The organism is Vibrio sinus, assembly GCF_023634645.1.
Lineage (GTDB): Bacteria > Pseudomonadota > Gammaproteobacteria > Enterobacterales > Vibrionaceae > Vibrio > Vibrio sinus.
The window spans coordinates 13,212-28,330 of the sequence record NZ_JAMKMR010000010.1 but is presented as its reverse complement, the minus strand read 5'-3'; the positions used below and the strand labels follow the sequence as shown (position 1 = coordinate 28,330).

Sequence of the window (15,119 nt, the reverse complement as noted above, 5' to 3'; positions counted from 1 at the left end):
TTGGACCTTGCCAATAGAAGCGAGAAGTTGCTCAATTGAAGAGTTATCGGGTATTTTATCGAATTTAGAGCAGATTGGGATTCTTTTCCTTGGATCTTTTTATCTGGTTGCTCTGAATTTAGCACCTTGAAGTAACTTGGGTATAGATATTCATCTTAATAACTGGTTGTAATCAATGCCTTTTTAGATAAATAAGATTTCAATATTCTATTGGATGCTAGATAAGTAATAATACGCGCCAATATAGGATTTTTAGTCATTAATCTGTCAATACCAACGCCTTGACTTCATGGAGCATCTAGGCGTTGAATTGATACGAATTTGGAGAGGAAGTGTGGAGAGTATATCTGCAAGGCATTTTTTTATCGCAAGCCGGACTAAAAAGTGGATGTCTTGGTCAATTGTGCTCTTTGTCTGTATGCTAGTCGGAAGCATCGCTCTGATGATATTGCCCGCCAAAACCCACACCCTCTATCTCGAAGATTTTGTTGAAGGCTTAATTGCCATTGGTCTTTTCGGGTTTTTGTGTTTTCGTTCAATCTATTATGCGTTGGCTTTCCCCAAGAGTAATATCTCTATGGACAAAGAGGGCTTATGGCCAACGCATATGCCTAAAAACGGCAGCCTGATTTATTGGAGTGATATTGCTGGGTATGAAACTGGCTCACCCCTTATGAAACGCTTGCACCTATTGGATCATTACGACCACAGACTAATGACCATTCACTATCACATCGATCGATACGATGAGCTCGTTGAAGAGATTCAGCGTAGAACTCGGCTCGATATTGTGAAATAGGATGATAGAGAGCCTATATTTACGCTAACCGGAAAAATAACGCATAATGGCATCGCGTAGATTTTGTGGTGAACGCAGCAGGCTACTGCCTACGGATGAGATCCCATCATAAACTAAGCCCACATTTTCTGATGCTGAATTGTTAGATACCAAAAAGTAGGTATAGATGGCTTTTTCGAAATAACCCGTTTCTTTACTTTTTATCCTTGCTTGGCCGATGGCGGTGAGTAAGTCAGAATTCCATCCAATTGCTTTTAATATTCGCCATAATATAAATAACATGTCAGCGCTAAAGTAATTATTGCTATCGTAGTCTGTCTGGGAGAGCCTTCTTCTCAAGACTTCACGATCTCTTTCGTTCATATTGTCGAGTGGTATATTTCGGTTGTGCCACAAAACGCTAAATTGCTCGAATCCTAGAGCTAACCTTGCATAGGTATTATTGGTTAGCTGATAGCCATCACGAATAATGTTATTCATCACGTCAGTGAGTATGGATGATATACTGACCATTGATTCTAAGCTGATTCTATCAAGCACTTGTAATGTGGTCATAATATCGCCTTCGTTTAACCCATCGCTGGATAACCGTGCACAGAACTCATTAATCAGATTCTCTAGTGTAGGCGAATATGTTTTGGGTAGAGATGGGTCATACAAGGCATTCATCATTTTGTATAACCTTTTGTATTTAAATGCAGATTTAACGATGTTTTTACTTAGTCTTATCGTGTGTATCTCTTCTCCCCAAAGCATATCGTGATAAACTTGCGAGCGGCTTTTTTTGATATGCTCTTCGATACTATATAGGGCTAATATCCGAGCTTTTTGAAAGATGGCTAAGTGACCTGTGTAAATAAGGACACTGGTAGGGCATTGAACATCGAAATATTGTATGTTTTCAACGCTAATTTGCAGTCTAAATTTCGACTCTTCTCCAATACCCAAATCGAGAGAACTGCCATGTCGCTGTGGACTTCCAACGGCTGGACTGTCTTCACTAAACGTATCGCGTATGCCTAATATCTTGTCTTGGGAGCGGTCATAATTAAGTTCAATCTGGTTATTGTGGACTTGTACTACAGTAGGATTGCCATAACTAAGGAAAAACAGAAACGACAGCTTCTGTAACCTATTGTTTTCGTTAAGCGAAGCCAATCTGATTGGTAGGCTGCGGTAAATAGGGGCATAACTTTTAAACTTCTGATACTCGATATCAAACAAGAAATCTTCGTCTTCGTATACATCCGCGTATTTTAAGTAAGGGACAATTTGCTCTGAAAGGGTACGAAGTAAAGTCAATTCATTGCTGATACTTTCATTTGGAAACTCTTCATGGAAGTCTTTTAGCGAGTCGTACGCGTCCTTTATGTATTTAATGGCATCCTTATATGATAAATCTGCCGCTCCGCCTCCTTCAAGTTCCATATATAACCACTGTAATATCCCTGCTTTCCTTCTCTTCAAAATAGAGTGATAAGACTTAACCTTCATTTTTTTACTGATTTGTTGCAAGAGCGCTTGTTTTTTGATGTCTCGAATAAGCAGCTCATTGCTTCGAAATGGAGCGAGAATTTGTAGACAGCGTTGCACCATAACTTCAGACCTGCCGTGCCCTTTGGCTTTGTGGGTTTGCTCAAGCTGAATGAAGGTATCACTACAGACTTTGATCGCGTTGATTGCTTGATCTACGGTCGTGGACGTATCACGAATTCGCTGTCGTAATATTCTCGCTGTGTTTTTTTTTACTTCAGTAAGACGACTATTCATAAACTTTTTCTTAATAGCGTTTGCTTCTGAACTAATATATTTATCTATTGTTTGTTGTAGGCGTGACCTTGTTGTGCTTGGAATATATGTGAATGGCATTGTAAACCTTGTTTTCTTTTAATATTGATATGCTATAGCTTGAAGTTATTTGTCTTATTTATTATTTGTACTTGTCTGATGGTTGTGTTTATTCGATGTCTTTCAAACTTATCCCATTGTTTGGCTATAAGCTAATAGAAGATAGGAATAATGTGAGTGGGTTTTTATGGTTAACCATGAAACCATATGTTTTATATGTGATGTCTGGTTACTCTGATGAATAACTAAATCATTTATTGTGGGAGTTAGTTGAAGATTTAATTAGTTAACTGTATTGGTTAAATAGAGAGGTATAACTTAATTAAATATAACTAGCTTGTATACCGACTAATATTTAGATCTTGATAACTAATTTGAGGAGGCGCTTCACTGATAATATCAGCAAGTAATTTTCCTGACCCACACGCCATGGTCCAGCCTAAAGTTCCGTGTCCAGTGTTGGTGTAGAGGTTTTTATACGGTGTCTCGCCAATAATGGGAGTGCCATCAGGAGTCATTGGTCTTAAGCCAGTCCAGTATTCTGCTTTATCAAGATCTCCAACGTGAGGAAAGAGCTCGTTCACTACGCGATTTATGGTTGCTGTCCGTTTTTCAGGAAGTGAAAGGTTAAAGTCGCTTAGCTCTGCGGTACCAGCCACCCGCAATCTATCTTCAAATCGCGTTAGTGCTACTTTATAGGACTCGTCCATGATCGTCGATTGTGGCGCACAGTGAGCGTTCTTTATTGGCAAGGTCATTGAATACCCTTTTACTGGATAAATCGGCAATTGGAGGTTTAATGGCGAGAGCAATTTCGCTGAATAGCTTCCTGCTGCGATGACGTACTTATCCGCTTGTATTGAGCCCGCGCTGGTTTCTACTGATCGAATGCGACCATTGCTTGTTGTCAAATTGTAGATATTGGTGTTAAAGCAGAACTCTACCCCCGCTTGCTTTGCCAGCTTTGCGAGTTGCTGGCAAAAAAGGTAACAGTCTCCTGTTTCATCATTAGGCAAGTGTAACCCACCAACAATTTTGTTTTGAACATGCGCAAGTGCAGGTTCTTTTTCTACACAACCGGATGTATCAAGCAATGAAAACGCTATATTGCTGGCTTTGAGCAAAGCTATGTCTTTCTCTATGGATTGCAGCTGTTTAGTATTTCTAAAAACTTGCAGCGTTCCCAACTGACGGCCTTGATACTCAATTCCTGTCTCCGCTCTGAGTGCTTGTAGGCAAATTTGGCTATAGTTTGCCAAGCGCAGCATTCTAGATTTGTTGAGGTTATACTGGGCCATGCGGCAATTGAGCAACATTTTGCTTGTCCAAGACAGCAAGAGTGGCGATAAGCTTGGTGTGATTTTTAGTGGAGAATGTTTTTGAGTGAGCCACTTTAGTGCCTTAAGCGGAATACCAGGTGCGGCCCAAGGAGAAGAATATCCATACGATATCTGCCCGGCATTGGCAAAGCTGGTTTCTTTTGCACATTCTGATTGTCTCTCGACTACAGTAACCTGATACCCCTTAAGAGAAAGGTACCATGCACTTGTTAATCCAATGACGCCTGCACCTAAAACGACAACTTTCATTTCAGCCTCCCAAAACTTTCTACTTGCTATATTGTGCGTTTTACAACTTAGCTACAATCGATAAGAACTAATATCAGCATATAGAAATTCTAAAGGCTGTTTATGAAGCATTTAAGAAGCAATATGGCGTCAGCACTAATGACATTTGTTGACGTTGGACGATATGGCAGTTTAACTAGTGCAGCAAAAGCAAAACATTTGACGACTGGCGCCGTTAGTCAGCAGTTACTGCAACTAGAAGAAAATATTGGCACCACGCTGCTGAATCGCCATTCGAGGGGAGTGACATTAACCGAAGCGGGGAGCCTCTTGCACAGGGTGGCATTGTCAAGCTTTCAAGATATTGACAGGGCGATAGCGACGATTCAAGGTCAGGTATCAACAATTTCAGAGGTGAGGCTAAGGCTCACTCCATCGTTTGCATTTAAGTGGCTCGTACCCAGACTTGAAGAATTTCATCGCTTGTATCCAGACATTCAAATTCAAATATATGCCGAAAGTGCGTTGGTGGATCAAGAGGCCACTGACTTCGATTTAGCTATAGATTACGGGCCAATACCTTATCGTGACGTTAATGCCGAGATGTTGTTAGCGGAGCAACTTGTTCCGGTAATGAGTCGTAGTTATCTCGCAAAATATGATGGATTAAGTGAGAAACCTATTACTGGTAAAGAATGGGCAGAAGTGACCTTACTGCATGATGCAAAGCCTTGGTCAGGCGCCGTTCGTCATCATGAATGGGAATTTTGGGCTGAAAGAAATGGTGTGACCTTACCACTAGATAAAGGCCACTTTTTTAACCGAGCCGATATGGCGATGTCGGCAGCGGAAGCGGGGGTAGGGATTGCCTTAGCCAGGCGTGCACTCATTCAAGATGAATTGTCTAGTGGCCGACTGGTTGCCCCGCTTTCTACGATAGAGGCTGATGCGGGGTATTATCTAATCTCCCACACAAGCTCGCCTGCCGGAGAATGCTTTACCAAATGGCTCAGAACTCAGGTGTCTAGGGAGGGTTGAGCGGTACAATTTGCATTCTTGGTTCGAGCACGATGGACAGAGCATTCAACCTGTCTAAATGAGAACCCCGCTCAAACGCGGGGTACGGTCATTTTAGCCAATGATGTGTTAGCCTTATTGGCAACTTGCACTCAGGACAGTTGGCGTACCTATGACATTACCGCTCAGTTGAAAACCTACATTTTGCGACTCACCCGGCATCAAGCCATTATAGCTGTCATAAGTATCTGCAGAAATAGTGATGGTCGACCCTGTTATATTGTCTTGATTATTTACTCCAACCCATGATCCCGCGAGGGCGGGAGAAGAGATGGTATTGGCATCTAAGCTAATTTTCAGAGTGAATTTTTTCATTGGCTCCGAGCCGTTATTGGTCACAGTACCGTTAAACACGGCACCAGTTTGCCATGAGCTGTTAGCCGATATAGACAAGGTACAACTGCTGGTGTTTTCGGTTGAACTCGAGTCGTTAGTGTCCGTTGATGAGTTAGAGCCACTTTCTGAACAAGAATTATCAGTATCTGTTGATGAAGCTGAATCGTCTTGCGCAGTGAACAGCTCTGAGGGCCAATTATAAGGAACGACATCACCACTTGGAGATGACAAGGTTCTTACATTGCCGCCTATGCCAGTATTGTTGAGAGCAAGATTTACAGCCCATGTCATAATGCCATTAATGCTAACACCACTGCCTTTTATCGCAGGATCTTGCTTAAGAAGCGCCCAAAGTTTGCTGACTGACTCCTTATCCACCCCAGGGTTTCCCTCATCGGAAGCGCCACCAGTATCGGTTTGGTGATCATTAGTTTGAGCTAATACACCAATATTTAACGATGTATTTGGCCCCAGAGCACCCGTCTCTTTCAGCTTTTGCAGGATTCCCACAACCTGATCACCATAGCTCAGCTCACCAGATTGATTGGCATTGGGAATATTTCTTGCGCCGTCATCATTATAAAACTGTGGATTGATTTCATCGACGTAAACACCTTTTTCGGCGAGCTGTTGCAATACTTCTCCCATAAAGCCTAAACCTTCAGCGTTACTCCAACTGCAATATTTTTGCTCGCAGGCAATGTCAGCCGCTCGAGGAGAAACGGAAAGAATGGCGTTTGGTTCAAGTGTTTTAAAGTCTGTGATGGCGCTGACTAAACTGGTAACCGCTCTGTCTTTATCGCTCTCTGTGCATGTGTCTTCCTCGCAACCGAGTCCGTAGAGGGTTTCAATATCGAGATCAATACCATCGTAAAGTTTGTTGCCATTCACCGTGAGATTGACGATGTCAGACATCGCTGTTGCAAACGCACTCGGGTCTTTAAGCAAAGCTGCCCATGCAGGGTCTTCCGGTGGTGTGGGTGTGTGGGGTTGGCCTGCTGCAGATCCTCCCATATTCCACCCTCCGATACCGGCAAGCAATTTGATTTTTTGTCCAGAAATCGTGTTGTTGCCTATTTTGTCAATCTTTTCTCGCAACTTACTGATCGTGCCAGGCCCCGTGGTGTGAAGAGATGTCCAGTAGTTATTGTATTCTTCGCCTGCGGTATCTGGGGCGGATTCACCAGAGTACGAATCCCAGAAATCACTATCGATAGTGTTACTCTCTCCTGGCCCTGGGGCATTGACGATACCTAGGCAGGAAGGAATAGGGCTGCCAGCACCAGGCGTACCCGAGCCATCTCCCCAGCAATACGGGTAGTTGACCCAAAATGCATCGACAAGGGTGGTATATCCGGAGTCGGCTAAGTTTTCTCCTGTCCCATTAAAGGTCCATGTGTTGGACGAGTCGTAAGATTGGAAAAAACCAATCACGTTTTTAGGTGCCTCTAGCGTTTGCGCCATCACTGGCAGTGTTGCTGAGGTTATTAGCAAGCTGGCCCCTACTATTATTGGGTTTAGCATTGATCGTTTTCGGATGATAGTCATAGTGCTGCTCATTCCATGAAAAATGACGTTATATCTTGAGAGAAAATGAGGTTCACCTGATATCCATGACAGGTAGGGAGGCTAGAATGGTATCAACCTGGTTATAAATCGATGTAATTAAATGGATTTTTATTCTTTGAAAGTAATGAATGAATTTTAATATTAAGATTGTAAATAATGCCAAGTTTGCGATATGACCGACGATTACGGGTAGCGCGATTATGGCAGAATGAACCCTAGTATTAGGGCATGAACCGTTACACAATGAGCCAGAAGATGTCTAAAGAGAAGCTTATTTATCAACAGGTGCGTGATTTCTCAAAGTCGAAATCCCTAGATGAGCTAAACAATAGGCTCAAAAAAATACTGAACTATTACGATATCAATACGTTTTCCTTTACTTATTACAAGCAACCTCCAAAAGCTATTCAAAAGGTGCAGTATAATACTTGTTCCGATGATTATATAAATTGGAATCTGCATTTTCTCAGTGAGAATTATAATACCCTCGATACCACCTTGTTCCATTCCTATCAATCCTCCTTACCTCAAAAATGGTTGGTTGCAGAGCAATTGAAAGATGCAGGCTCAAAACGTGAAAAGCAAATGCGTGAAGACTCGCTAGATTTTGGCGCAGTAGGCGGCTTTTCCTTTCCTGTTCATGGACCGAACCACGATTTTGCCCATTTCGTTATCGTGGCCATGCGCGAACAATCCTTTCTTGATAAGTGGCCTTCCCTTGAGTTTGATTTAAGTGCAGTAGCTAGGCACTATTTCTCTGCTTCTGTTAATTTGATATCGCATGAAAACGGTAGAGGTGGAGTGCTAAGTCAAAGGGAGCTGGATTGTTTGCTTCTCGTCGCAGAGAAATATTCAACTCAAGCCATTGCAAGCATGCTCAATATTTCACCAAGAACAGTGCATTTTCACTTGCAAAATGCCAATAAGAAGCTTGGCGTTAGTAATCGCTATGAATCTGTATGTGCGGCAAAAGAATGTGGGATTATTTAGGTAGAACATTCGGTTTCAATAAACGTTTTAGGAGGCTACTTGTTAGATTGGGATGAAATAGACGTACTCAGTGTATTAGAAGTAATACCGGAAGTAGAGGAATATTCTACTTATCATTTATACGTTGTGGAAAAAGACGGTTTGCGGCTGAGTGTTACCATTCATCAGTATGATGGTGATATAAAGTTTGAGTTGATTAACTTGCTCAATGGTCAACAAATATTCTTGATGCGACTAATCGGCTGTGAATGCCTAAGACGCAGAAAAGATGACACTGGAGAGTATTTAGAATTTGCTTCTTCAAAATGCTTTGGTTCTAGATATGATGAAGTTAGAACGGTTGACTATGGTGTAAGGGTAAGTGTTCATTCAGGCATCAAGGTTGTTTTGTTCTAGGTGTCATAATAAGTACATACTACAAATTTGCTACGCAAAACTTGGCAGTCTTCGGTCTGTTCACAGTTGTTGAATGGGAATCTGTGGTCTTACCATTTTTGGTGAGTTATATCAGCTAGCTCCACCCCTTGAATATTTTCTAATTAGTGGCTTATCGTCAGCTATTAACTAAATAAATAATTTAATATTGCATGAGAAATAAATGTTTAGTCTTGAAAACAGTCAGTATATAGAACAATGTCGAGAGCTATCCCTAACGGCGAGAGAGGGTATTGCACTGAGGGTATTTGAATCGTATTGTCAAAAACATCACTTATATCACCGTCATGTTGCTGAATTTTTAGAGTTTCTGTGGAAATGGCCACTAGTTGGCAGAGTGATTGAATTTGAGGATTGGGAATCGGAAAAAACACACTTAGTTAACTTTGGCATTGGTGAAGAGCTTGATGAAGAAGTTCGTCAATTACTCAGGAGTGCCAATGAGTCTGAATTCAACTTCCAAGAATTAGTTCATTGTACAGTTAGTATACTTTGGGGAAGTTTTTGGGGAGCATGTGACAATGAAGGCTCGATCTCTGCCTTACAAACCGTTATTGAACGGGCAGAGGTAGACCTTCCAAAACTCACGCCTTTTAAGTTTTCAAGGTTCTCGGATAAAGGCGGGTGGGGAGCCGAACTTAGTGACGAAGATATTACCTATTGGCGCAGCTACGCCGATAATGCTTGATATTCGCTTAGTCTTACTGGACACAACCGAATGTAAACCGAAGTATCTAGCCGTTGAACCCAATTTAGCCAATAGCGTACAACCAATAGAATAGGTATTTACAGGGTCTCCACATCACTCTGTCAGGCTCTAATCTCGAAAGCTTGATTCAGCCTGACAGCAATTCTAATTATACTTTCGGATTACTACTCAAATTCATCTTCATGTTTGAGAGATTTGATAAATTCGCTGAAGTTTTCAGCAAGAAATGTCACTTTATAATCATCATCCTGATCAACGTGAACGACTTTAGGTTCACCATCTTTTCCGCACTCTCTATAATCCAATGCAATCATGTCATGACCAGCAGAAGGACAATCACATATATAAACACCGATTTTCGGGTATTCCCACTCATCGATCATAAATTGGCTTCCAAGTGAACCGCAAAGCGAGTAGCTCTTTTCACGTCCAATTCCAAATATTCCTGCAATTGCAGCATGATCTGAGGCCCAAGATGTTGGTTCGTTGGAAGGGGCACATGTGTTTATGGGAATACCGCCATTTTGTGTTTTGAGTAGGTTTATGTATGACTCAGGAAGTTTGTAGCCCAACTCCTTTTCTACTTGCGTAAGTGTTTCATCATTAAAAGGTTCACTGACATATTCTTCTCTTGCATAGTCACTGTCTTCCCAAAACTGGGAACTTGCATTCATTATCTCATTAGCCATGTGTTGTCGCGGGATTTAATTCAAATTGTAATAGCGCAGATTACTTGCCTAAAGCAGTCATTACAAATTAATGTCACTGAAAGCAGTATCCAATTCTAGTGGTTCGTGACGCGTTTTATGCAATGGCGCTTTGAATCAAAGCTAGCGCCATCTTTTAACTTGGAGTTCTGTGAATAAGTGTATTTTTAGCTAGACAAATTTTAATACTCTCTTACCTACAATAAACAACCCCCATATAATATGGGGGGCTATTGAGTTTTATTATAGTAACAAGAATAAAGTAACTATGTTCTATATTTTCACTAAGTTTTTATTTTTCCTTGTTCAACATATTGCTCGACTCTCCTTTGCTCTTTCAGAAGGGAAAATATAGTTAGTGTAACAATTAAGGAAACGAGAATTAGAACGCCATTTGTAATGGTAAATGCGGTTGTATATAAGTCTACTAATGTATTCGTTAATAGAGACTTATCAATGCCAGAAGTACTTGATACCATTTCAAAGAAATTTCCAGAAGCAACACTGGTTATCCATTCTTCTATATTGTGTAGGCCAAAAGTTTGAATATGACTTGGGATCAGCCTTGATAGAGTAGAGCTTAGTAGCGAACCATATGCTGCGACGGCTATCGCCTCACTGCCTAACCGGAAAGTGTTCAATAACCCCGCGGCCATACCAACTTCTGAGGCCTGAACGCAGCTTAACGCTTCTCCGTCTATTAGGCCTGCAGACATCCCCATGCCTACACCGATTAAAATGAGAGAAAGTGGAAGAAGTAGCACAACATCGCTTCGAAAATATATAGACATAATCAAAATGATACTGCCCGCTAGCATACTCAATACACTACAATATATAAGCTTTTTGGTGGAGACCCCTTTTGATGCAAGCTTACCGGCAACCAATGGAAACACTAATACTGGAGAAGTTAAAAACAGCATCATCATGCCTGCGCTTGATGCAGATAGTTGCTTAGCCGCAGTAAAATACGTAGGTAAATAGGTTAATAAAGCTACAAATGTAAAACTTGCCACTACAGGGACTAATATAAATCCTAAGAACTTCCTATTACGTACTAGCTCTAAACTAATTATAGGGTTAGGAGTAGTTTTAATTCGAATTAGAAAAGCAATGAGCAAGAATAGTGATATAGAAACTGAGGTGATTGTGTAATTATTATTCCACCCCCAGTCATAGCCTTTCGAAAGAGTAAGAATTACAAAAAACATACCTGAAATGAATAATATCCCCCCTATAAGGTCTATATTACTATTGTTTTTTTCTACAGTATCTTTGGGTATTCTCAACCCGATAACTAATACAAGTATAAGAGAAAGTGCATGAAGTCCAAAAATCGAGTGCCATCCCCATATGTCGATCAATAAACCAGACAAAGTTGGGCCTAAGGTGATGCCTAACCCAGCTGTGGTGCCAAAAAAAGCAAATGCTTTAGTTCTTTTATCTCCATCAAAGAAATGAATGAATATGGCACTACCACATGAAAATATAGCCGCACCACCTATACCCGCCATAGCACGTGCAAAATCTAACAATAATACATTTTTAGCTACCATTGATAATAATGAAGCTAATGCATATATAAATGCACCATATAAAAAAGCTTTTTTCTTACCAAGTAAATCCGACAATTTCCCCCATACCAGAGTGAAACTCGCAAAAGTAAGATTAAAAGCATTAACGACCCATTGAAGAGTTGACATGTCAGTTTTTATAGATTCGCTAATATATGGTAGGGCTATTGCCGTTCCAGATATTGAGCTCGGAACAACAAAAACCGCGAGGAGTACAGAACAAAGAATTAGGAACTCGCTTGGTTTATTTAAACTACTCATATTTAAATTATCACTCTTCAATCACAGTAATGGGTAATGAATCAGGTCTTCGGAGGATAATCCCTTCAGACCAACGTATTAATTCTTTCCCTTCTTTAAGGCGAACTTGCGGAAGTCGAGTGACTAATACATCTATTACCGCTCTTATTTCGATTCGTGCTAGTTCTTGCCCCATACAGTTATGCATACCATAGCCGAACTGTAGATGGCGGACACTATCCCTATATGGATTTATCTCTAGTGGGTTCACAAAAACACTTGGATCTCTATTGGCCATAAAAACATCAGCATATATAACGGAACCTTTTGATATTACACCCGAAGATATAGATATATCATGATTGGCTATCCTAGGAAATGTCGACGTATTTCCCAAATTTGTCAGTCTTAAAAACTCTTCAATATACTTATCTCTAAGTTCCGGAAAAGAAGATAAGTCAGACCATACTTCAGGAATACTTATGGCTGCATAAATGATTTTAGTCATAACTGTTAGTGTATTCTGGTCCCCTCCTAGAAGGGAACCAAGAAGTAAAGAGACAATTTCACCATTATTTAGTGGCGGGGATACTTCCTTTCCAGTTTCAATAAACTTATCAATTAATCCATATTGTTCTCTAGTCCTATCTCCATTTACATGCTCCATTAAGTATTTATACAATTTTTCAAACTGATAAGTTAAATTCTCCACATCGTTTTTGTCAGAAATTTGAACGGTCTTAGCCAAACTTCTAAAATAATGCCTATCCTCCAAATTTATACCTAAAAGCTTACAATTTGTATATATAGATACATTGTCAAGAACTTCAGTAAATAGATCTCGTTCACTTCCATCTAGCATATGATCTATAAAGTCATTGGTAATGGTATTTATATAACTAACCAACCATTGAAGAGATTTTCTACTATAATCTTTAGAGACAAACCTTTTTAATCTCGTATGCTCAGGAAAATCTAAGTTTAAAAGAAGATCTTTAGGAGTTAGTGTTGGAAGTATACTAGGGCCTCCCATATCATTTGAGGGCCCCCTAATGCACCTGTTGTCTCCGAGTATTCTCTTGACATCTGAGAAATTTATAACATGGTAAGCCTCATGCCCACTTAGAATTTCGATTTTTCCATGGCTTTTATATGTGGCTTGTTTGATTACTTTATATGCTGGTTCTGGGTCGTAATTATGTACATCATCTATTCGAGCCAGTTTTTTGTTAACTTTTACATTCATTTTCTATATTCTGATAAGACTTCGTAATTCTGAAATGGCTTGATCGTTGTTAATAAAATTAACTGTTTTCCAACCTCGATTCTCAGCTGATTTACAGTTAACAATAAGATCATCAATAAGAACGCATTTATCACCCGATCGACCAGAATACCGTTCAGCCAGATAATAAAACTCCGGTTCTGGTTTCCTTCGCTTCTCTTTAGAGGAATCTACAATAAAGTCGGCTACATCATCCAACCCTACCATATTTCTCCAATGGGACTCCCATTCAATTACATTGTTTGTAAGGATACCTACTGTTACGCCACAGTTCTTAAGCCTTTTAAATTCTTCAATCATACGTATGTTTGGTTCAACATTTCCAAACCATTGCTTACCAAACATTTTGAAGTCAGCTTGTGAGGTATCGATTTCTGTATATGCAGAGTTTATATACTCTTCTAATTTTACTCCCCACTCTCTCTCTGAAATTAAAGCATTTTCTATTGGGGATAACATTTCCAGCCCCATATCACTAGCGACCTTTTCCATTGCTTCTTTCAGAATTTCTGGAGGAATACCAGTTTTCTCGAAGTAAATATCGAATAGAGTATTGATTGGAGGAGAAAGCACACCTCCGAAGTCAAACCAGATAATAATGTCATTCATTGTAATTATATTCCGGAGTAAGTAATATTGACCAGAGCAGAAATAGAGTTATTTTGTCTAACTGACAAAACCATCTTTATATCATTAGTCCTTTCGTCAACACACACATTTTCTATATAACAGTATGTATCAATCAAAAGTTCCGCGAATTTGACGAAATCTATATTTATAACTTTCATATAGATATCATCATGTTTCAATCTGTAGTTATCTAGTAGGAACTTTATAGAAGATTGTCGAAATGATTCAATGATTAACATCCCAGGGATATGATCTAAAGGATGGTCAAATATGGCTGGATGATATTCATTTACAAATATCTTAAACCTAGTCTTATCTTCTTCAGCTTTTTCGGGTTTATATATTACGACGTTATCTGATTTTCCTCGGCCAACTAATTCACTTTCTTCAAGCTTTAGGGTTGTCGGCGTGTCAACTGAGTTTTTCTCATATAAAGCTTCGGCATCTTTAATTGGTTTTCTTCTTATCTTCTTCCAGAGTGCTGCTTCTAGCCATGTTATATCCATTAATTTAGTAGCACAAAGAAGGCCATCAATATAAACTTTCATTTCGAATGTTAGGCCGATAAGCTTGTTATTTCTTTTGTCTTCCGAGATAACATTAACTTCTGTTAGTACATTAGAAGCAGTCTCTTTGACCCTGAGTGCGTGAAAGTTATTTATGGTAAACTTGGCTTCATTGAAAATGAACTTAGCCGACAAAGGAATTTCATAATAGTGATGTGTTATGATTATTGACGACTGACGACATACTTCTAATAAGAGAATGTTATCATAATATTTCTCTTCAGATGGTATATCATTATAATATGAATGAGTTCTTGGTAGGTGTGCTCCAGTAATGAACCGCTCATATCCAAGTTTATTTACATCTGTTAAAAACACTTCGCTCACAGCGGCTCTATGTACCAACTCTTTACTGACAGTGGTAGTGTAAGAGCAACTAGATTCATATTCTTTTTTGGCAAACATGTTGGTTTCTAAATGCTTGAGTTTCGAGCATATTGAAGCTGTATCGATCTGCATCATATCTCCTGGGGCTATTTCCTAGTTTTCTGACATTGTTTTTTATAAATATTATAATTATTATTGCCCATGGTTCGAACATAGACATACGTATGTATTGGAGCCAACCTTCTAATAGGGGCAAACAATATGTGCATTTAGTTTCAATGTCAATGGTTTATTAATTATTTTAATAGGATCCTATATGATTAAGTATTCTCCATACCCACACACTTCAGAGCTTCTGGAAGTGTTCAAAGCTCTAGCTCATCCAATACGGCTTAAAGTTGTCATTGATTTAATAAATGATGAAGAAGGAGCTGAAAGGCACTGTTCCAGTTTCAACCT

At 39.7% G+C, this 15,119-nt stretch carries 13 protein-coding genes; 5 read left to right on the top strand and 8 right to left on the bottom strand.

Annotated features, from left to right (window positions below):
- Positions 1-334: 334 nt before the first annotated feature.
- Complete coding sequence (locus M9194_RS11825; RefSeq protein ID WP_250612853.1) at positions 335-799, top strand: hypothetical protein; 465 nt, start codon at positions 335-337, stop codon at positions 797-799.
- Positions 800-823: 24 nt separating this feature from the next.
- Here the strand turns inward: M9194_RS11825 and M9194_RS11820 are convergent, their stop codons facing one another.
- Both M9194_RS11820 and M9194_RS11815 read right to left on the bottom strand, forming a co-directional pair.
- Positions 824-2,569 carry a hypothetical protein gene (locus M9194_RS11820; RefSeq protein WP_250612852.1) on the bottom strand — a complete coding sequence of 582 codons (1,746 nt, stop codon included), beginning with the start codon at positions 2,567-2,569 and terminating at the stop codon, positions 824-826.
- 410 nt (positions 2,570-2,979) lie between these two features.
- Positions 2,980-4,236, bottom strand: a complete 1,257-nt coding sequence (locus M9194_RS11815; protein WP_250612851.1) for a D-amino acid dehydrogenase — start codon at positions 4,234-4,236, stop codon at positions 2,980-2,982.
- A 102-nt stretch (positions 4,237-4,338) separates the two neighbouring features.
- Here M9194_RS11815 and M9194_RS11810 point away from each other — a divergent pair, with 102 nt between their 5' ends.
- On the top strand, positions 4,339-5,253 hold the full coding sequence (locus tag M9194_RS11810) for a LysR substrate-binding domain-containing protein (protein WP_250612850.1): 915 nt from the start codon (positions 4,339-4,341) through the stop codon (positions 5,251-5,253).
- A gap of 114 nt (positions 5,254-5,367) precedes the next feature.
- On the opposite strand, the gene M9194_RS11805 is transcribed toward M9194_RS11810, so the two are convergent.
- Positions 5,368-7,176 (bottom strand): cellulose binding domain-containing protein, encoded by a 1,809-nt coding sequence (locus M9194_RS11805; RefSeq protein WP_250612849.1) that lies wholly within the window; start codon positions 7,174-7,176, stop codon positions 5,368-5,370.
- 276 nt (positions 7,177-7,452) lie between these two features.
- Here M9194_RS11805 and M9194_RS11800 point away from each other — a divergent pair, with 276 nt between their 5' ends.
- The 3 genes from M9194_RS11800 (at position 7,453) to M9194_RS11790 (ending at position 9,310) form a co-directional block, all read left to right on the top strand.
- On the top strand, positions 7,453-8,187 hold the full coding sequence (locus M9194_RS11800) for a helix-turn-helix transcriptional regulator (protein ID WP_250612848.1): 735 nt from the start codon (positions 7,453-7,455) through the stop codon (positions 8,185-8,187).
- Positions 8,188-8,226: 39 nt separating this feature from the next.
- Complete coding sequence (locus M9194_RS11795; RefSeq protein ID WP_250612847.1) at positions 8,227-8,583, top strand: Ypar14, super integron cassette; 357 nt, start codon at positions 8,227-8,229, stop codon at positions 8,581-8,583.
- Between the two features lie 202 nt (positions 8,584-8,785).
- Entirely contained in the window at positions 8,786-9,310 is a 525-nt protein-coding gene (locus M9194_RS11790; protein ID WP_250612846.1) for a hypothetical protein, read from the top strand.
- 185 nt (positions 9,311-9,495) lie between these two features.
- Here the strand turns inward: M9194_RS11790 and M9194_RS11785 are convergent, their stop codons facing one another.
- The 5 genes from M9194_RS11785 to M9194_RS11765 all read right to left on the bottom strand — a co-directional run bounded on the left by M9194_RS11785 (position 9,496) and on the right by M9194_RS11765 (position 14,795).
- Positions 9,496-10,020: an SMI1/KNR4 family protein gene (locus tag M9194_RS11785; RefSeq protein WP_250612845.1), complete on the bottom strand. Its 525-nt coding sequence runs from the start codon at positions 10,018-10,020 to the stop codon at positions 9,496-9,498.
- 302 nt (positions 10,021-10,322) lie between these two features.
- Positions 10,323-11,873 (bottom strand): MFS transporter, encoded by a 1,551-nt coding sequence (locus M9194_RS11780; protein WP_250612844.1) that lies wholly within the window; start codon positions 11,871-11,873, stop codon positions 10,323-10,325.
- A gap of 10 nt (positions 11,874-11,883) precedes the next feature.
- Complete coding sequence (locus tag M9194_RS11775) at positions 11,884-13,098, bottom strand: cytochrome P450 (protein ID WP_250612843.1); 1,215 nt, start codon at positions 13,096-13,098, stop codon at positions 11,884-11,886.
- 3 nt (positions 13,099-13,101) lie between these two features.
- The gene (locus M9194_RS11770; RefSeq protein ID WP_250612842.1) at positions 13,102-13,746 is read right to left on the bottom strand and encodes an HAD-IA family hydrolase; all 645 of its coding nucleotides are present in this window, start codon (positions 13,744-13,746) and stop codon (positions 13,102-13,104) included.
- A gap of 5 nt (positions 13,747-13,751) precedes the next feature.
- Entirely contained in the window at positions 13,752-14,795 is a 1,044-nt protein-coding gene (locus tag M9194_RS11765) for an AfsA-related hotdog domain-containing protein (RefSeq protein WP_250612841.1), read from the bottom strand.
- Between the last annotated feature and the right edge of the window lie 324 nt (positions 14,796-15,119).